We start from the raw sequence: 17126 nt of genomic DNA on the forward strand, positions 1-17126 counted from the left end.
ATGCCGGAAGGGTTCCGCGATGGGAGAGGAAAGGCACCTGACTCCTGCTCACCACGTCGACGCACTGCTGACGCGCGCTCAGAACCCGTTCGATGTCTCCGACCGGGTCCTCGAACGGCTGTGCGGCGCGGTGATGTTCCGGGTCGAGCTGCACGGCTGGCGGCACCGCAATGTCCCGCCGCCCATGCTTCGGTGCAGCAGCTTCCGGCACGTCTTCCTGCTCGCCGACGGCAGCAGTCTCGTGCTGTGGGAGCTGTGTTACGACAGCGGCGGCGCGGAGGGCACCGAGCTGTACGAGGTGTACGACAGCGCGGAGGCACTGCGCCGCTCGGAGCACCGGGTGCACTCCTGGATGGGCGGCGGGCCCGAGGCGCCGGGCGCACCGGCCCCGCACGAGAACCCGGCCGACGGCGATGACGGCCACGACGCTCCGGGCGGCCCGGGTGGCCTGGAGGGCGTCGACCCGGACGGCTTCGAGGCCGAGGACGGGCTGAAGGGGCACGGCTTCGAGGGACACACCCTCGGGGAGTACGGCCTGGAGGAGCACGACGGCTTCGGCGCCCTCGACGGCTGTTTCGACTCCGCCGACCCGCTCGGCGAGCGCGGCCACGGCCCGACGCGGATCTCCTTCGACTTCCTCGCCGCGACCGGGGCGGCCTACGGGCGGCGCGAGTACACCGAGACCGACTCCCCCGAGCACGCGCGGCGGCTGCTGCGCCGGGCGGAGAACCGCGACCGGCCGGGCGAGGAGACCCTCACACTGCTGGCCACCGCGCTCGGCCACCACATCCTGCACGTCCCCAAGCCCCTGGTACCGGCCACCGACGGCCAGGTGTGGTGCTCGGTGTACGAGCACGCCTTCCTGCTCGCCGACGGCAGCAAGGTCAGCCTGTACGAGCTGGAGCACAATCTGACCGGCAGCGGGCGCCTGGTGTGCGAGGTGTATCTGGACGAGACGGTCGCGGATCAGGCCGCCCAGCGCCTCGCCCGGGACCGGGGCATCGACCTGTGAGCCCCCGTGCGATCCCGGTGAGCCCCCCGGTGCGCCGCGCACCCCACGAGAGAACCGCAGGTGCCGAACTCGCCTGTGTCATACGCGGGTTGAGCCCCTCGTTACCCCCTTGTGAGGCCGAAACGAGCGCCTCTATCGTGGGCCCGCTCGCCCACGCTTGACCGTGGGCCGCCAACCTACGGAGGGACCGGCCATGTCCGCTCGTGGACGCCACCGTCGCTACAAGCCCAGCTCCGTCCAGCGCGTCACCCTCCAGGTGACGGCCGGCGGCGCCGGGATCGCGATCCCCTTCGCCGCGGCCCAGGTCGCGCACGCGGCTGCGCAGGATGCCTGGGAGAAGGTCGCGTCCTGTGAGAGCGGCGGCAAGTGGGACATCAACACGGGCAACGGATTCTTCGGCGGGCTCCAGTTCACCCAGAGCACCTGGCAGGCGTACGGCGGCAGGGCCTACGCCTCCCGCGCCGACCTCGCCTCCAAGAGCGAGCAGATCGCCGTGGCGGAGAAGGTGCTGAAGGGCCAGGGCCCGGGGGCGTGGCCCAACTGCGGGCCGCGTGCGGGGCTCTCCCGTGGTGACGCGGAGCCGGGCAGGGCTCCGGCAGGCCAGGCGTCCGAGGAGCACAAGAGCGCGCCCGGGTCGCAGTCCGCCAAGGCATCCGGTCCCTCACCTGCCGAGAAGGCAAGGGCGGAGAAGGCGGCGGCGCGGGCCAAGGCCGAGAAGGCGAAAGCGGAGAAGGCCCGCTCGGAGCGCGCCGCCCGCGCGAAGGCCGAGCGCGGGAAGAAGCAGACGACCTACGAGGTGATCGGCGGCGACACTCTTTCGAGTATCGCCGACTCGCACAGCGTGGACGGCGGCTGGCACTCCCTCTACGACAGGAACCGCTCGGAAATCGGCGAGGACCCCGATCTGATCCTGCCCGGACAGCAGCTGCGGATGACGGGCGCACCGCAGAAGGCGGAGGCCGAGAAGCCCGCGCGGCCGGCCCCCGAGGAGCAGCCCCGCCCGCAGAAGCCGCGGCACAAGGCGCAGAACAAGCAGCAGTCCGACAAGGCCGAGTCCCACAAGCGGCAGCCCAAGGCGCAGCCCCACAAGGCTCCCCGGAAGGCCGACAAGGCCCCCGCCAAGGCTCCGCAGAACGCGAGCCAGGGCGCGATCGCCCCCGTGAGCGGCGTCAGCCCGAGCACGGGCTACCGTGCGTCCGGCGGCAGCTGGTCGTCCGGGCACCACACAGGCGTCGACTTCCCGGTCGGCACGGGCACCACCGTCAAGGCGATGGCCGGCGGAAGGGTCGTCTCCGCCGGCTGGGGCGGCGCCTACGGATACCAGGTGGTGCTGCGCCACGCCGACGGCAAGTACAGCCAGTACGGGCACCTTTCGGCGATCTCCGTGCGCGCGGGCCAGTCCGTGGACACGGGCCAGCGCGTCGGCCGCTCCGGTGCCACGGGCAACGCCACCGGCCCGCACCTGCACTTCGAGGTCCGCACGGGCCCCGGATACGGCAGCGACATCAACCCGTTGACGTATCTGCGGGGGCGTGGCGTCCGGATCTGAGGGCTTCGCCGCCTCCGCCGGAAGCGCCTCTGTCCTGCCCGCCTTGCCCGCCCCGCACCGCCTCGTGCTCGACCGTGCGGTCGCACCAGCGCTCCAGGAGCGTGCGGTCGTGGCCGACGGCCAAGAGCGCGGCCCCGGTGCGCTGCCGGTAGTCCTCCACCACGGCGACCAGCGCCGCCGTGGTGGAGGCGTCCAGCATCGCCGTCATCTCGTCGCAGACGAGTATCCGGGGCCGCAGCACCAGTGCGCGGGCCACGCAGGCGCGCTGGAGCTGGCCGTCGCTCACCTCGTGCGGGCGCCGGGTCAGCAGCTCACCCGTGAGGCCGACGGCCCCGGCCAACTCCTCGGTACGCTCGGCCGCCTCGGTCTGACGGCCCGTGGCACGCAGCGGCTCGGCGATCAGCGCGGCGAGGGTCAGCCTGGGGTCGGCGGCCAGGCGGGGCTGCTGGAAGACGACGCCGACGGCGGTGCGCTGGGCGCGGGGCGCCCGGTGCCGCCAGCCGGTGGCCCGCTCGCCGAGCAGGTGCACGGTGCCCGCGTAGGGGCGGTGCAGCAGCGCGGCGACCCTCGCCAGGGTGGACTTGCCGCAGCCGCTCGGCCCGAGCAGCCCGACGGCCTCGCCCGCCGGGACGCTGAGCGAGACATCGCGCAGCACGGGCGTACGTCTGTCGTACCCGGCGGTGATCCCGCGCAGCTCCAGCCCGGGACGCCCCGCACCGGATGCCGCCGCGCCCGTGCTGCTCATCTCCGGCTCCCTTCGCACGCCTTCTCGTCCTCCTCCGCACCATCCGGCCCGCCGGACACGCGCACGACCGGATGGTGGCAGGCCACGTCCTCCACCAGCGCGGGCACGGCGTCGCACTCGGCGCCCGCCCGTGCGCACCGGGGCGCGAAAGCGCAGCCATCCGGGAGAGCGCCCAACTCGGGCGGCATGCCGGGGACGGGGACGAAGGCGCGCTCGGGCAGCGCCTCCAGCAGCCCGCGCGCATACGGGTGCCGGGGACCGGGCTGCCCGAAGAAGGCTTCCGCGTCGGAGAGTTCGACGATCCGCCCGGCGTACATCACCGCGACCCGGTCGGCGACGCGCTCGGCCGCCGCCAGGTCGTGGGTGATGATCAGCAGCCCCCGCCCGTCGTCCGCGTGGCCGCGCAGCTCGTCGACCGTTCGGTCCACCAGTTCGCGGTCCAGGCCCGTGGTGGGCTCGTCGGCCAGGAGCAGCGGCGCGTCCCCGACCAGCGCCAGTGCGGTCGCCGCGCGCTGGGCGAGCCCGCCCGAGAGCTGGTGGGGGTAGCGGTCCAGATGGTCGGCGGGGAAGGCCGCCCGCTCCGCCGCGGCGAGCGTCGCCCGGACAAGTTCCCGGCCGCGGGCTCCGGTCAGCTCGCGCACGGTCTCGGTCAGCTGGGCACGCACGCTCCGCACGGGCGTCAGATGTGCCGCGGGACTCTGCGGCACGAGTCCGACGCGCCGGCCGCGCACGGTGCGCGCGAGCGTGGCCTCGTCGGCCGCCAGCAGGTCGAGCCCCCCGGACGCCGCGCCGTTTTCCTGACCGCCTCTCCCGTCCCCCGCGCCGCCGCGCCCGTGACCGCCGCGCCCCTCTCCGCCGTGCAGCAGCGCCCGTCCCCGCGTGCGGGCGTTGCCGGGGAGCAGGCCCAGCAGTGCGGAGGCGAGCACGGACTTGCCGCAGCCGCTCTCGCCGACCAGCGCGAGGCACTCCCCCGCCGCCAGGTCGAACGAGGCGTCCGTGACGGCGGCGACCTCGCGTCCCCCGCGCATCCGGAAGCGCACCGTCAGCTCCCGTACGGCCAGCAGGATCTCGCCGGCCGGGCCGTCACCGGCCACCGCCGGGTGTGTGGTCACCGTCCCCTGGGTCACAGCGTCAGCTCCGGTCGACCGGGTCACAGCATCAGCTCCGATCGGCGGCGCGGGTTGATCCGCTCCCGCCACACTCCGGCGAGGCCCGCGAGGGCGAGGGTGGGAACGATGATGAACAGGCCGGGAAAGAGCGTGGGCCACCAGTCGCCGGCCAGCAGCGTGCCCCGCGCGTCCTGGATCATGTTGCCCAGGCTCGCCCGGTGGGTGGGCAGGCCCAGCCCGAGGAAGGAGAGCGCGGACTCGTGCCAGATGGCGTGCGGCACCATCAGGACGGCCGCGAGCCCCGCCTGGGGCAGCACCCCGGGCAGCAGATGGCGCACGGCGACCCGCAGGCGTGAGGCCCCGCCGGATATCGCCGCGTCGATGAACGGCCGCGAGCGCAGCGAGAGCACCTCGGCCCGTACGATCCGCGCGGTGGACAGCCAGTGGGTCAGCCCCACCGAGACGACCACGGGCCAGACGCCGGGCCGGAACATCGCGACGATGAAGATGCCCAGCAGCAGGTGCGGCACCGAGGAGAAGACGTCCACGACCCGCATCACCATCCGGTCGGTCCTGCCGCCCGCAGCGCCGGCCGCCGCGCCGACGGCCGTTCCGATGACGGTGGAGGCCAGCGCGGCGACGACGCCGACGAGCAGCGAGACGCGCAACCCGTAGACGCAGCGCAGCAGCACATCGCGCCCCACGTCGTCGGTGCCGAACGGGTGGGCTGTGGAGGGCGGCAGGAGCTTGTTCGCCATGTCGACGGCCTGCTCGTCCAGCGGAAAGAGCAGGGGGACGAGCACGACGGCGAGGACCACCGCCACGGCCAGTCCGGCGGACGTCCACACCCGCAGCCCACGCCGGTCCCGGGATCCGCGCCGCTCGCGCGCTCCTCGCCGCTTCGGCGGCTTCGGCGGCGCGGGCCGCTCGCGCACCGTGCTCACATCTCCTCCCAGGCGACGCGGGGATCGGCCAGCCCGTAGAGCAGGTCGGACAGCAGGTTCCCGGCGAGCACGGCGGCCGTCGCCAGGGTGGTCAGCGCTGCCAGCAGCGGGAAGTCCGCAGCGGTCGCGGCCTCCACGGTGGCCGAGGCGATCCCCGGCCAGCTGAAGACGGTCTCCACCAGCAGCGCTCCGGTGATCAGTTCGGGCACCCGTGACCCGACGAGCGTCAGCACGGGCAGCAGCCCCGAGCGCAGCGCGTGCCCGAGCAGCACGGTGCGCTCGGCCAGCCCCCTGGCCCGCGCGCCGCGCACCGCGTCCTCCTCCAGCGCGTCGCCGACGCCCTGGCGCACGTACAGCAGGAACCACGGCACCTGTGAGATGCCGAGCACCAGCGCGGGCAGCGCCAGATGGCGGACCAGCGAGCCGACGGTGACGGCGTCGCTGCCGGTGTCGGTCAGCCCGCCGGCCGGCAACACGCCGAGCTGGACGGCGAACAGCCAGATGCCCAGCAGCCCGAGCCAGAAGGGCGGCGCGGCCTCCAGGGTGTAGGAGACGGAGGTGACGGCCCGGTCGAGCGGCCCGCCCCTGCGGCGGGCCGCGGCCACGCCGAGCACGGTTCCGGCGAGCAGTGCGAAGGCGAAGCCGACGGCGCACAGCAGCACCGACCAGCCCAGCCGCTCCCCGATGACCTGGGTGACGGGCTGGCGCAGCGCGGTGGAGTCGCCGAAGTCGCCGGACAGCGCGCCGGTGAGCCAGTCCCACCAGCGCTGCGGGAAGGGCCCGTCGGCGTTGAGGTTGCGGCGGAGCTGGTCGAGGGTCTCCTGGGAGGCGCTGAGCCCGGCCGAGCCCGCGTACTGCTGAACGGGGTCGAACGGGGACGCGGCGGCGACGGCGAAGACCCCGAAGGTCACCGCCGCCAGCACCGGCAAGGAGGCCAGCAGCCGCCGCCCGACGAGGCGCGCGATGGGCGCCCACAGAGCGCGGCGGCCGGTCACTTCTGGGGCTGCCAGTCCTGGACGTTCCACCAGGGTCCGGCGCCGATGCCGTGGTCGTGCGGCTCGACCTGGGTGGTCAGGCCCCGCCACTTGTCGTTGATCACATAGACGTGGTCGATGTGGGTGAGGAAGGTGTAGCCCGGGTTCTTCTCGAGGGCCTGCTGTGCCTTGTCGTAGGCGGCCTCGCGGGCGGACTCGTCGCGGCTGCGGCGGCCCTTGTCCAACTGCTCGTCGACGGTCTTGTCGCGGTAGTGGCCCATGTTGTTCCAGCCGTCGCCGATCTGCGAGGAGTGCAGGGTCGGGTAGAGGTCGAAGTCGGGGTCGGCGGGGAAGCCGTTGCCCATCAGCATCGCGTCGTGCTTGAGCTTGGGGCGGATGACCTCTCGGCTGCCGGCCTGGACCTTGATGTCGATGCCGGCCTTCTTGGCGTCGGAGGCGTAGGCCAGCGCGTGGTCCTGGCGCAGCTTGTCGCCGGAGAAGTACCAGAGGGTGAAGGCGGCGCGCTTGCCGTCCTTCTCCCGGACGCCGTCCTCGCCCGGCTTCCAGCCCGCCTTGTCGAGGATCTTCTTCGCGCCGGCCAGGTCGTGGGAGCGTTCGGTGCCCTTGGCGAACCACGGCCCGTCCACCGGCAGCGGCCCGTAGGCGGGCTTGCCCGCGCCGTTGAGGACGGACTTCACGATGGCCTTGCGGTCGACGGCCCGGTCGAGGGCGCGGCGCACCGCCTTGTCGCCGGTCACCGGGTTGTCGGTGGGGAGCGTCACGGCGCGGTAGTCGGCGGTCTTGGCGCTGAAGGTGCGCTTGTCGCCGTCCTTCTCGTACGCCCTGGCGAGGTTGGGCGGGAGGATGGCGCCGTCCAGGTCTCCGGAGCGCAGCCGGGTGGCGCGTACGTCGTCGTCCTCGATGACCGCGACGGTGAACCGCTCGACCTTCGGCTTGCCGCCCCAGTAGTGCGGGTTGGCCCTGAAGCTGAGCTTCTCGCCCTTGCGCCAGCTGGTGAGGATGTAGGGCCCCGTGCCGACGGGCTTGGTGTTGTACGCGCCGGTGTTGACGTTCGTGCGGCTCGCGACGGCCTGGGAGGCGATGGGCAGAACGGTGCGCTCGGCGAAGGCCGCGTAGGGGTACTTCAGCGTGAAGACGACCTTGTGGTCCCCCTCGGCGCGGACGTTCTTGAGCGCGTCCAGCTCGCCCTTGGAGGCATTGTTGGTCTTCTTGCCGAGGATCGTCTTGTACGTGTAGACGACGTCCTTCGCGGTGAAGGGCTTGCCGTCGCTGAATTCGACGCCCTCGCGGAGGGTGAAGGTGTAGGTCTTTCCGTCGGAGCCGACCTTGGGCAGTTCCTCGGCGAGGGCCGGCTTGAGCCGCATCCGCGCGTCGTGGGTCAGGAGGCCGTCGAATATCTTCGAATTGCCCTCCTTGCCGTATCCGAGCAGCGGGCTGAGGGTCTCGGGCTCCTGTGCGACGCCGACGGTGACGGAGTCCGTGCCGCCGCCCGCGCCGCCGCTGTCGCTGGGCGCCGAGCAGGCAGCGGCGCCCGCGAGGACCGCGGCTGCGGTCGCTGTGGCGGCGGCTGTCCGTACCGTCCGGGCAGTCATGTGTGGCACACCCCTTGTTCAAGATCACAAGTTCTTGCGAACGACTCGCAATTAAATCATGGGCCGGAGGATCACCCTCCGACTACCTTTGTGCCGCCCCGGGAGGTCGATCGGGCATGCGCCGGAGTGCTATGCCCCAATACCTCCGGTACGTGGCGACAGGATCCGATGAGATCCAGTCGCAGAACCACCATTTCCTTCCGCCCGCCGCATCCGGGTCAGTAGCCTCGTGCACTCGACCGGAACTCCCCGGTGAATTCAGCGAGCTGGAGACCCCTTGATGGAACGTCCCGCCTGGGCCCCACAGGGCATCGATCTCAATGTGGCGAGCGTGTCGCGGATGTACGACTACTACCTCGGCGGCTCGCACAACTTCGAGGTCGACAGGGAGACCGCGCGACGCGCGATCCAGGCGTGGCCGGGACTGCCCAGGGTCATGCAGACGAACCGGGCCTTCATGCGCCGTGCGATCCGCTTCGCGGTGGCCGAGGGCGTCACCCAGTTCCTCGACATCGGCTCGGGCATCCCCACCTTCGGCAACGTCCACGAGGTCGCCCACGCCCTCGACCGGGACGCCCGCGTCGTCTACGTCGACAACGACCCGGTGGCCGTGGCGCACAGCCGCGCGGTGGTGGAGGGCGACGCGCGGGTCGGCATCGTCTCCGCCGACTTCCGCTCGCCGCAGGACATCCTGGAGAGTCCCGAGGTCGAGGCGATCTTGGACATGGACAGACCGGTCGCGCTGATGCTGGTCGCCCTCCTGCACTTCGTCGAGGACCGCGACGAACCCGCGAAGACCATCGCCGAGTTGGCCCGCGCGCTGGCCCCCGGCAGCCTCCTGATGATCTCGCACGGCTCCGGCGACTGCGGCCCCCGGCGCGACGGCACCAGCGCGCTGCGCAAGGTCTACGAGTCCGCGAGCTCGCCGCTGATACCGCGCTCCAAAGACGAAATCGCCCGCTTCTTCGAGGACTTCGAGATGATCGACCCGGGCCTCGTCCCGATCCCCAGATGGCGCCCCGACAATCCCGCCGAACAGGAGGACGCCACCGTCCTCGCCGGCTTCGCCGGAGTGGGCCGCAAGGCAGGACTGGCCGGGTGACCTCCGAGGACGAGCGCGAGGGGCTCGATGACGGCAGCGAGGACGGACTGCGCCGCTTCGCGAGGATCTGGAGCCGCGCGATCTACCCGGCCACGCAGACCTCCCTGACCCGCGCGGAGCTGGAGGACTTCCTCCACCCGCTGGCCCGTCGCCTGGGCGACGCGCTGCACGCCCACCCGTTCACCCCGGCACCGGGCCGCGAGGTCGGCGAAGCGCTGGTCGCCGCGCACTGCACCAGCCCCGACGCGCTCCCGCACATCCTCGGCGTCGTCGAGTCCTACCTCGTGCTCTACGGCAGCGCCCCCGGCCTGCTCGACGTGGACGACGCCAGGTCGCGCTGCGCCAGGCTCCAGCACGCCATGGCCGCCGGCTTCACCCGCGCCGTGCGCGAGCGCACCCTCGCCGAGCAAGAGGCGCTCTCCCGCGCCGCGCTCGCCGCCCAGTCGGCCGTCGGAGAGGCACTGCACGCCTCGGAGACCCGCTTCCGCACCGTCTTCAAGGACGCCACCATCGGCATCGGCATCGCCGACATGAGCGGCCGGCTGCGCGACGCCAACGGCGCCCTCGCCCGGATGTTCGGGCACTCGGAGGAGGAGATGCGCCGCCGCAACATCAACGACTGGGTGCATCCCGACGACGCCCCCGAGGTGTGGCGGCTCCACCGCGAGCTGGCCCGCGGCGAGCGCGACCACTTCCGCGTCGAGAAGCCCTACCAGCGCCCCGACGGCACGGTGCTGTGGACCAACCTCACGGTCTCCCTGCTGCGGGACGCCGAGGGGGAGCCGCGCTACCAGCTCGCGCTCATGGAGGACATCACCGAGCGCCGCCTGCTCCACCTGCGGCTGCGCTACGAGGCCACCCACGACGAGCTGACCGGGCTGCCCAACCGCACGCTGTTCGCCGAGCGCCTCGACCGGATCCTGGCGCCGAGCAGCGGGGTGAGCCGGTTCGGGCTGTGCTACCTCGACATCGACGGCTTCAAGACCGTCAACGACAGCCTGGGGCACGCCGTCGGCGACCAGCTGCTGATCTCCGTCGCCGAGCGCATCCAGTCCTGCACCACCGCGCCCGCGCATCTGGTGGCCCGGATCGGCGGGGACGAGTTCGTCATCCTGATCTCCGACCCTGCCAACCGCGAGGAGGTCACCGGCCTGGCGCGCGCCGCGCTGGCCGCGCTGGCCACCCCCATCTCCGTGGACGGGCGCGAGCTGTCCGTACGCGCCAGCATCGGCATCGTCGAGGGCCGCTCGGGCGAGCTGGAGCCCGCCGAGGTGCTGCGCAGCGCGGACATCACGATGTACCGCGCCAAGGACGCCGGCGGCAACCGCTACGAGCTGGCCGACCCCGACTCGGACGCGCGCGCCATAGACCGGCACAGCCTCACCAACCACCTGCCCGCCGCGCTGGAGCGGGACGAGTTCTTCCTGGAGTACCAGCCGCTCATCCGGATGAGCGACGGCAAGGTCGACGGCGCCGAGGCGCTGGTGCGCTGGAAGCATCCGGTGCACGGCAGGCTGGGCCCCGACCGCTTCATACCGCTGGCCGAACACACCGGGCTCATCGTGCCGTTGGGGCGCTGGGTGCTGGAGCAGGCCGTGGCCCAGACCAGCACCTGGGCGGGCGGGAAGCCGCTGCGCGTGAACGTCAACCTCTCGCCGCGCCAGCTGCACCACCCGGACCTGGTGCCCGACACCATCGCCGTTCTGGAGGCCGCGGGGGTGTCCCCGTCCTCACTGTGCCTGGAGGTCACCGAGAGCGCGCTGATCGGCGCGGACGAGGCCGAGCTGAAGCCGCTGTGGCAGCTGGCGGAGCTGGGGGTGGACATCGCGCTGGACGACTTCGGCACGGGCTACTCCAACCTCGCCAACCTGCGCAAGCTGCCCGCCACCACCCTCAAGCTCGACCGCTCCTTCACCCAGGGACTCCAGCGCCACCCCTCCGACCCGGTCGATGTCACCTTCGTCGAGGGCATCGTCTCGCTGGCGCACGCGCTGGGCCTGGCGGTGACCGTGGAGGGCGTGGAGACGGAGCACCAGGCCGCCCAGCTGCGCGACCTGGGGTGCGACACGGCGCAGGGCTGGTACTACGCGCGGCCGTCCTCGGCCGCCGAGTTCGCGAAGGACTGGGCCATCACGGGGTGACCGGGCAGGGGCCCGGCCACCGGGCGCCTACCGGCCGGCCACCAGGTGAGCCTCGAACCACTCCAGCAGATCGGCCTGGACCTCGTCCCGGTTGGTCTCGTTGAGGATCTCGTGCCGCGCCTGCGGGTAGCCGCGCCAGCTCAGGTCGCGCAGGCCCAAGTAGCGGTAGTCCTCCAGGAGTTCGTAGACGAGCGTCATGCCCTGGTTGCACGGGTCGAGCTCGCCCACGGCGACGTGCACGGGCAGCTCACGGGGAATCCTGGCGAGCTGGGCCGGATCGTTGATCTTGCGGGAGCCGAGCACCCAGTCGAGCGAGAGCCCCGCGCTGAACGCGAAGCCGCACCGCTCGTCCTGAGCGTAGCGATCGACCTCCGCCTCGTCGCGCGAGAGCCACTCGAAGCCGGTGCGGTGCGGGAAGGCGTCGTTGAAGGAGCCGAACAGCTCGGGAACGAAGCCGGAGACCGCGTCGCGCCCGCCCTTCACGATCTCCTCCTCCAGCCGCCGGATGTCGCTTTCCGCCTCACTGCCCGGCAGCGAGCGGAAGGTCCCCGAGAGCACCAGCCCGCTCAGCCCCGACCCGTGCTCCTGGGCGTAGTCCCGGGCCAGTTGGGAGCCCATGCTGTGCCCGAGGAAGAAGAACGGGGCGCCGTCGGGGACCTCGGCGCGCACACGGTCGCCGATCTGCTTGAGATCGGCGACCGTGCTGCGCCAGCCCTCGGCGCCGACCGCGCCGTAGCCCCCGGTGTGCTGGGCCGTCGCGCCGTGGCCCCGGTGGTCCGAGGCGACGACGGCGAGGCCGTGCCCGGTCAAGAAGCGCGCGAACCGGTCGTAGCGCTGGGCGTGTTCGGCGGCGCCGTGCGCGATCTGGACCAGCGCCCGCACCTCGCTCTCGGGCAGCCAGGTGTACGTCGCCACCGGCGTCCCGTCCGCAACCGTCGTGAAATCGTCGCGCCGTCCTGCCACGTCCAGCCCCTTCGCCGTCCCTCGCTGTGCTCTGTGCGGTCCCGCCGGGGATCACACCCCGCGCAGGCGGTAACCGTAACGGTAGGTACGGTCCGCGTGAAGGAGGTATTCCTCCAGCGGCGAAGCGCCCCACGAGTCGTTTCCGCCCACGCCCATCTGCCGGTGGTTGACCCCCAGCACGGCCGCCCGGCGCGGCTTCAGTTCGTAGGGGTGTCTGGGCCCGTCGAGGTCGGCGGGCCTGAACCGCAGTGCGCTCAGCTCCAGTTGGTCCCCGCCGTGTGCCTCGACGCGCAATCCGGTGCCGTCCTTGCCGGTGAGCTTGCCCCAGCGCACGTCGGTGACGTTGCCGCACTGCTGCGGGCGCACATACGGGGTGAACTGTTCGTCGACGCTGGAGCGGTAGCGCCCCACTCTGGCCCCGGTCTTGCGGTCCTGGTAGTTCTCCTGCGGCCCGCGCCCGTACCAGCCGAACGTGCCGTAGCGCTCGGGCAGCGTCAGCAGCGCCCCCACCATCGGCAGATCGGGCAGCCCCTTGCCCGGCTCCAGGGTGTGCTCGACGCGGACCTCACCGTCGCCGCGCACGGTGAAGACGGTGGTGTACGCGCAGGTGGCGGGCGCCGTGGGCAGGGTGGAGCGGACCTCGATGGTGACCACGGAGCGGCCCTCACGGGACGTCTTCACCGAGTCGGTCTTCCGCTTGGTGCCCGCCTCCTTCCAGGTCTTCGCCGTCTCGTGGAACTTCCGGCCGATGTCGTTGTCGGTCGGCGCGCGCCAGAAGTTGGGCACGGGGCCCCCGGTGAGCAGCCGTGTGCCTTTGTGCCGGAAGTCGGTGAGCGTGCCGCTGGCCTTGTCGAGCGTGCAGCTGAAGTCCCGCCCGCTGACGGTCACCTTGCTGTCGGTCTCCGCCACCTCGACCGGCGGAAGCCCGCCCGGACCGGGGTCGGCGGGTGCCGGCTTCTGCCAGCCGGTGAGCTGGAGCTGCCCTCCGGCGACCTCGTGCCCCACCTTCGCCCAGGAGGTGTCGCGGCGCAGGACGAGGGAGAGGTTGAGCCAGAACTCGGCCCCGGGCACGGGCCGCCCGGGGCGCTCGACCGGGACGCGTACGGTGCTGCGGCGGCCGGGTTCCGTGGCGGGCGGGCACAGGGTGCCGTGCTGTACGCGCTCGCCGTCGCGGGTGACCTCCCAGCGCAGTTCGTAGGCGTCGAGTCCGCTGAAGAGCTGCTTGTTGGTGATCTCGACCTCGCCCCGTGCCACCGCGCAGTCGCCGGCGCCCCGGAAGGAGACGCGCTGGTAGACGTGCTTGACCTCCTGGAGCTCCGGATCCGGTTCGCGGTCGGGGCGTACGAGGCCGTCGCAGGAGAAGATGCCGTCGGTCGGGTATCCGGGCACCCAGTCGCCGCCGTAGGAGAAGTAGGTGCGCGAGGGGTCGCCGGGTACGGGGCGGGTGATGGCCTGGTCGACCCAGTCCCAGACGAAGCCGCCGTGGAGGTTGGGATAGCGCTCGAAGATATCCCAGTACTCGCGGAAGTTGCCGGTGCTGTTGCCCATGGAGTGCGAGTATTCGCACAGGATGAAGGGCTTGGGGTTGCCGGACTTCCCGTACTCCTCGACCTCGGCGGGCGGCGCGTACATCCAGCTCTCGACGTCGGCGACCGCGTTCATGCCCTCGTAGTGCACGGGGCGGGAGCTGTCCCGCTCGCGGATCCAGTCGGCCATCGCGCGGAAGTTGCTGCCCTCGCCCGCCTCGTTGCCCAGGGACCACATGACGACACACGCGTGATTCTTGTCGCGCTCGACCATGCTGCGCGCCCGGTCGAGGCAGGCGGCCTTCCACTCGGGCAGCGAGGCCGGCAGGGTGTCGCGGAGCTCGTGGGTCTCCAGGTTCGCCTCGTCGATGACGTACAGACCGTACTCGTCGCACAGCTCCAGCCAGCGGGGCGCGTTGGGGTAGTGCGAGGTGCGGACGGCGTTGATGTTGTGCTGCTTCATCAGCCGCACGTCGCGCAGCATGACCTCCTCGGGCACGGCCTGACCGTGCACCGGGTCGGACTCGTGCCGGTTGGTGCCGGCCAGCACGAGCGGCTTGCCGTTGATCTCCAGTGCGCCGGGCCCGAAGGTGATCTCGCGGAAGCCGAAGCGCACGCGCTGGATCTCGGTGCGCTCGCCGCCGGGGGCCCGCACGCTCAGGAGAAGCGTGTAGAGGCTGGGGCTCTCGGCCGACCACAGCTTCGGGTCCCTCACCTTTCCGGCCAGCTCCACAGCGGCCGTGCCCGACGGCGGGGGCGCCACGCTGCCGCTGAGCGGGCCCGCGTCCACCTCCCGCCCCTCGGCGTCGTAGAGGGTGCCGGAGACGGTGTAGGTGCCCGCGGTCCCTCCCGTGGTGTCGCGTAACCGCACGTGGAGGTTCAGGTCCGCGAGCGTGCGCGTGTCGTTGAAGGAGGTGCGCACGTGGACGTCGTGCAGGTGGATACGGGGGACGGAGTAGAGGTAGACCTCGCGGAAGATCCCGGACAGGTCGATCATGTCCTGGTCCTCCAGCCAGCTGCCGTCCGACCAGCGGTAGACCTCGACGGCGAGGGTGTTGTCGCCCTCGCGCAACCGGTCGCCGATGTCGAACTCGGCCGGGGTGTAGCTGTCCTCGCTGTATCCGACGCGCTCTCCGTTCACCCAGACGAAGAAGGCGGACTTCACGCCCTGGAAGGAGAGGAGGGTGCGGCGCCCGCGCCAGCCGCGTGGCACGGTGAAGGTGCGCCGGTAGGAGCCGACGGGGTTGAAGTCCTTCGGCACGTGCGGCGGTTCGGGCCGCTCGTAGCCGGTCCACGGGTAGGGGATGTTGAGGTAGATGGGTTCGCGGTAGCCGCGCATCTCCCAGTTGGACGGGACGGGGATACGGTCCCAGTCGCTGTCGTCGTAGCCGGGGCGGTGAAAGCCCTCGGGCCGCTTGCCGGGGTTCTCCGACCAGCGGAAGCGCCAACTCCCGTTCAGTGACCGGTAGTAGGGCGAGGTAGTGCGTTTTCCCCGGAGTGCGGAAGCGGTGTCCCGGTACGGCACGAGCGCCGCGCGCGCCGGTTCGCGGTTGACCTCGAAGGCGGTCGGATCCGCGTCCCACTCCTTTCCGGTTCCGTCATCCATCGGTCCGTCTCCGGCAGCGAAGGCCCCCTTCTGTTCCACGAGGGCGGCCCACCCTGCAAGAACGCCGCCACTTGCCGTCAGAAAATTCCGTCGTGCCCATGGCTTGGCTTCCATGCCCCACAAGACACCACGGAGATCAAGGGATATCAACGCTTTCGCACAACATCGTTCCCCCCTGCCGCACCACCGCCGACCGCCCCGCCGCTGCCCGGACCGGTGAACCCCGCGTGGCGGGCCCGCGCTCAGCCGGTCCCTGCCTCCAGCCGGTGGATCCGCTCCACCAACTCGGCCGCCATCGACTTGATGGTCTCCAGGCCCTGTCGTCCCCAGGGCCTCGGCTCCTGCGCGACCACACACACGGTGCCGAGCGTCATGCCCGTACGGTCGATCAGCGGCGCGCCCAGGTAGGAGCGGATGCCGATCTCGTCCACGACGGGGTTGCCCGCGAAGCGCGGGTAGTCGCACACGTCCTCCAGCACCAGCGCCTTGCGGCGCACCACCACGTGCGGGCAGTAGCCGTGGTCCCGCGCCATCACCCGGCACGGCCGGGGGGCCGTGCCGGGGGCGCCCGAGGGCGCCGGCCCGACGGCCGTCCCGGCGGCGGGGGTGTAGAGCCCGGCGAAGTACTGCCGGTGCTCGTCGATGAAGTTGACCATCGCGTACGGCGCTCCGGTCACGTTCGCCAGCTCGCGGGCGAACTCGTCGAACTCGGGAACCGGCGCCTCACCGAGCCCCAGCTCACGCAGCCTGACGACACGGCGGGGCGCCTCGGCGTCTTCAGGAGTGAGGAGGAGGTGGCTCGTGGGGTCGTACGACGTCGGGGGCATGCGGACTCCATGAATCGATCAGATGCTGCACCAGTGAGACCAGGACTCCCGCGCCCGAGCTGGCGTGCCGGGCGTCGCAGAGCACGACCGGCACCTCGGGCTTGAGGTCTATCGCGGCACGTACTTCGTCAGGGTCGTAGTGGAAGGCGCCGTCGAACTCGTTGACGGCGACGATGAAGCCGATGCCTCTTCGCTCGAAGAAGTCCACTGCGGAGAAGCAGTGTTCGAGCCTGCGGGTGTCGGCGAGCACCACGGCGCCCAGCGCCCCCGCGCACAGCTCGTCCCACAGGAACCAGAAGCGCTCCTGGCCGGGGGTGCCGAAGAGATAGAGGACGTGCTTGGAGCCGAGGGAGATGCGGCCGAAGTCCATGGCCACGGTCGTCGTCGACTTGTTCTCCACCCCGGTCAGGTCGTCCGTGCCCACGCCGGCCTGCGTGAGCAGTTCCTCGGTGCTCAGCGGTTCGATCTCGCTGACGGCGCCGACGAAGGTGGTCTTGCCGACCCCGAAGCCTCCCGCCACCAGGATCTTCAGCGCCGTGGGAAAGGGGTCCGCGGGCGGCATGTTCGTCTCAGAGTCGTTTACGGAGCCCATCCAGCACCGCCTCCAACAGTTCTCGGTCGGTCGGATCGGGGCCCAACGGCGCGCGTGAGGGGGCCCGCGCGGAGATCGCCCCGCAGTCGGCCAGGTCCGACAGCAGGACCTTGGTGACGACGGCCGGCAGCCGTATCTGTGCCGCGAGTTCGGCCACCGAGACCGGGCCGCCGCACAGGCCCAGGACCTGGGTGTGGTCGGGGCCCAGATAGCTCTGGGGGCGGGCGCCGGTGGCCATCACCAGGGTCATCAGGTCGAAGTGCGCGGTGGGCCTGGTGCGTCCGTCGCAGACGGTGTACGGCCTGACCAGCCGGCCCGCGTCGTCGTCCAGCAGCGGGGGCGCCCCCCGCACTCCCGCGGCGTCCGCACGCGGCTTCCGCACACTGCGGGGGCCGCCGGGACCCTGCTGGGGAGTGCGCATCG

At 71.8% G+C, this 17126-nt stretch carries 14 protein-coding genes; 4 read left to right on the forward strand and 10 right to left on the reverse strand.

All coding sequences use genetic code 11. From position 1 onward, the window contains the following. Nucleotides 1-19 precede the first annotated feature (19 nt). Both OHB04_RS05980 and OHB04_RS05985 read left to right on the forward strand, forming a co-directional pair. Nucleotides 20-1012, forward strand: a complete 993-nt coding sequence (locus tag OHB04_RS05980; protein WP_326686635.1) for a DUF6227 family protein — start codon at nt 20-22, stop codon at nt 1010-1012. Nucleotides 1013-1205: 193 nt separating this feature from the next. After that, nucleotides 1206-2561 (forward strand): transglycosylase family protein, encoded by a 1356-nt coding sequence (locus OHB04_RS05985; protein WP_326806966.1) that lies wholly within the window; start codon nt 1206-1208, stop codon nt 2559-2561. Here OHB04_RS05985 and OHB04_RS05990 read toward each other — a convergent pair. The 5 genes from OHB04_RS05990 to OHB04_RS06010 form a co-directional block, all read right to left on the reverse strand. Then, the gene (locus tag OHB04_RS05990; RefSeq protein WP_326806967.1) at nt 2518-3306 is read right to left on the reverse strand and encodes an ABC transporter ATP-binding protein; all 789 of its coding nucleotides are present in this window, start codon (nt 3304-3306) and stop codon (nt 2518-2520) included. The genes OHB04_RS05985 and OHB04_RS05990 overlap by 44 nt on opposite strands. Further along, the gene (locus OHB04_RS05995; protein ID WP_405807601.1) at nt 3303-4334 is read right to left on the reverse strand and encodes an ABC transporter ATP-binding protein; all 1032 of its coding nucleotides are present in this window, start codon (nt 4332-4334) and stop codon (nt 3303-3305) included. The genes OHB04_RS05990 and OHB04_RS05995 overlap by 4 nt, the downstream gene beginning before the upstream one ends. Nucleotides 4335-4456: 122 nt before the next feature. Further along, complete coding sequence (locus OHB04_RS06000; RefSeq protein WP_326692605.1) at nt 4457-5269, reverse strand: ABC transporter permease; 813 nt, start codon at nt 5267-5269, stop codon at nt 4457-4459. A gap of 86 nt (nt 5270-5355) precedes the next feature. After that, nucleotides 5356-6354 (reverse strand): ABC transporter permease, encoded by a 999-nt coding sequence (locus OHB04_RS06005; RefSeq protein WP_326686639.1) that lies wholly within the window; start codon nt 6352-6354, stop codon nt 5356-5358. Beyond that, on the reverse strand, nt 6351-7946 hold the full coding sequence (locus OHB04_RS06010; RefSeq protein ID WP_326686640.1) for an ABC transporter substrate-binding protein: 1596 nt from the start codon (nt 7944-7946) through the stop codon (nt 6351-6353). Before OHB04_RS06010 ends, OHB04_RS06005 begins: the two co-directional genes overlap by 4 nt. 280 nt (nt 7947-8226) lie before the next feature. On the opposite strand from OHB04_RS06010, the gene OHB04_RS06015 reads away from it, so the two are divergent. Then, nucleotides 8227-9048, forward strand: coding sequence for an SAM-dependent methyltransferase (locus tag OHB04_RS06015; RefSeq protein WP_326686641.1), 822 nt, complete (start codon nt 8227-8229; stop codon nt 9046-9048). After that, the gene (locus tag OHB04_RS06020; RefSeq protein ID WP_405806529.1) at nt 8958-11189 is read left to right on the forward strand and encodes a putative bifunctional diguanylate cyclase/phosphodiesterase; all 2232 of its coding nucleotides are present in this window, start codon (nt 8958-8960) and stop codon (nt 11187-11189) included. Before OHB04_RS06015 ends, OHB04_RS06020 begins: the two co-directional genes overlap by 91 nt. Nucleotides 11190-11216: 27 nt before the next feature. Here OHB04_RS06020 and OHB04_RS06025 read toward each other — a convergent pair whose 3' ends face one another. The 5 genes from OHB04_RS06025 to OHB04_RS06045 all read right to left on the reverse strand — a co-directional run bounded on the left by OHB04_RS06025 (nt 11217) and on the right by OHB04_RS06045 (nt 17124). Continuing rightward, nucleotides 11217-12152 (reverse strand): alpha/beta hydrolase, encoded by a 936-nt coding sequence (locus OHB04_RS06025; RefSeq protein ID WP_326806969.1) that lies wholly within the window; start codon nt 12150-12152, stop codon nt 11217-11219. 51 nt (nt 12153-12203) lie between these two features. Continuing rightward, a complete protein-coding gene (locus OHB04_RS06030) occupies nt 12204-15284 on the reverse strand; it encodes a glycoside hydrolase family 2 TIM barrel-domain containing protein (RefSeq protein WP_326806970.1) in 3081 nt (1026 codons plus the stop codon). Between the two features lie 242 nt (nt 15285-15526). Beyond that, the gene (locus tag OHB04_RS06035; protein WP_326686645.1) at nt 15527-16111 is read right to left on the reverse strand and encodes a GAF domain-containing protein; all 585 of its coding nucleotides are present in this window, start codon (nt 16109-16111) and stop codon (nt 15527-15529) included. Continuing rightward, nucleotides 16062-16703: a GTP-binding protein gene (locus OHB04_RS06040; RefSeq protein WP_326686646.1), complete on the reverse strand. Its 642-nt coding sequence runs from the start codon at nt 16701-16703 to the stop codon at nt 16062-16064. Before OHB04_RS06040 ends, OHB04_RS06035 begins: the two co-directional genes overlap by 50 nt. Beyond that, nucleotides 16681-17124, reverse strand: coding sequence for a DUF742 domain-containing protein (locus OHB04_RS06045; RefSeq protein WP_326686647.1), 444 nt, complete (start codon nt 17122-17124; stop codon nt 16681-16683). The genes OHB04_RS06040 and OHB04_RS06045 overlap by 23 nt, the downstream gene beginning before the upstream one ends. Nucleotides 17125-17126 lie beyond the last annotated feature (2 nt).

The sequence above is a fragment of the Streptomyces sp. NBC_01775 genome (assembly GCF_035917675.1).
In the GTDB taxonomy this organism is placed as follows: Bacteria; Actinomycetota; Actinomycetes; order Streptomycetales; family Streptomycetaceae; genus Streptomyces.

Bases quoted from the DNA above. Each gene is read 5' to 3' on its own strand.
- OHB04_RS05980 (WP_326686635.1), top strand. From the start codon at position 20: ATGGGAGAGGAAAGGCACCTGACTCCTGCTCACCACGTCGACGCACTG.
- OHB04_RS05985 (WP_326806966.1), top strand. From the start codon at position 1,206: ATGTCCGCTCGTGGACGCCACCGTCGCTACAAGCCCAGCTCCGTCCAG.
- OHB04_RS05990 (WP_326806967.1), bottom strand. From the start codon at position 3,306: ATGAGCAGCACGGGCGCGGCGGCATCCGGTGCGGGGCGTCCCGGGCTG.
- OHB04_RS05995 (WP_405807601.1), bottom strand. From the start codon at position 4,334: ATGCGCGGGGGACGCGAGGTCGCCGCCGTCACGGACGCCTCGTTCGAC.
- OHB04_RS06010 (WP_326686640.1), bottom strand. From the start codon at position 7,946: ATGACTGCCCGGACGGTACGGACAGCCGCCGCCACAGCGACCGCAGCC.
- OHB04_RS06015 (WP_326686641.1), top strand. From the start codon at position 8,227: ATGGAACGTCCCGCCTGGGCCCCACAGGGCATCGATCTCAATGTGGCG.
- OHB04_RS06020 (WP_405806529.1), top strand. From the start codon at position 8,958: ATGGCGCCCCGACAATCCCGCCGAACAGGAGGACGCCACCGTCCTCGC.
- OHB04_RS06030 (WP_326806970.1), bottom strand. From the start codon at position 15,284: ATGGATGACGGAACCGGAAAGGAGTGGGACGCGGATCCGACCGCCTTC.
- OHB04_RS06035 (WP_326686645.1), bottom strand. From the start codon at position 16,111: ATGCCCCCGACGTCGTACGACCCCACGAGCCACCTCCTCCTCACTCCT.
- OHB04_RS06040 (WP_326686646.1), bottom strand. From the start codon at position 16,703: ATGGGCTCCGTAAACGACTCTGAGACGAACATGCCGCCCGCGGACCCC.
- OHB04_RS06045 (WP_326686647.1), bottom strand. From the start codon at position 17,124: ATGCGCACTCCCCAGCAGGGTCCCGGCGGCCCCCGCAGTGTGCGGAAG.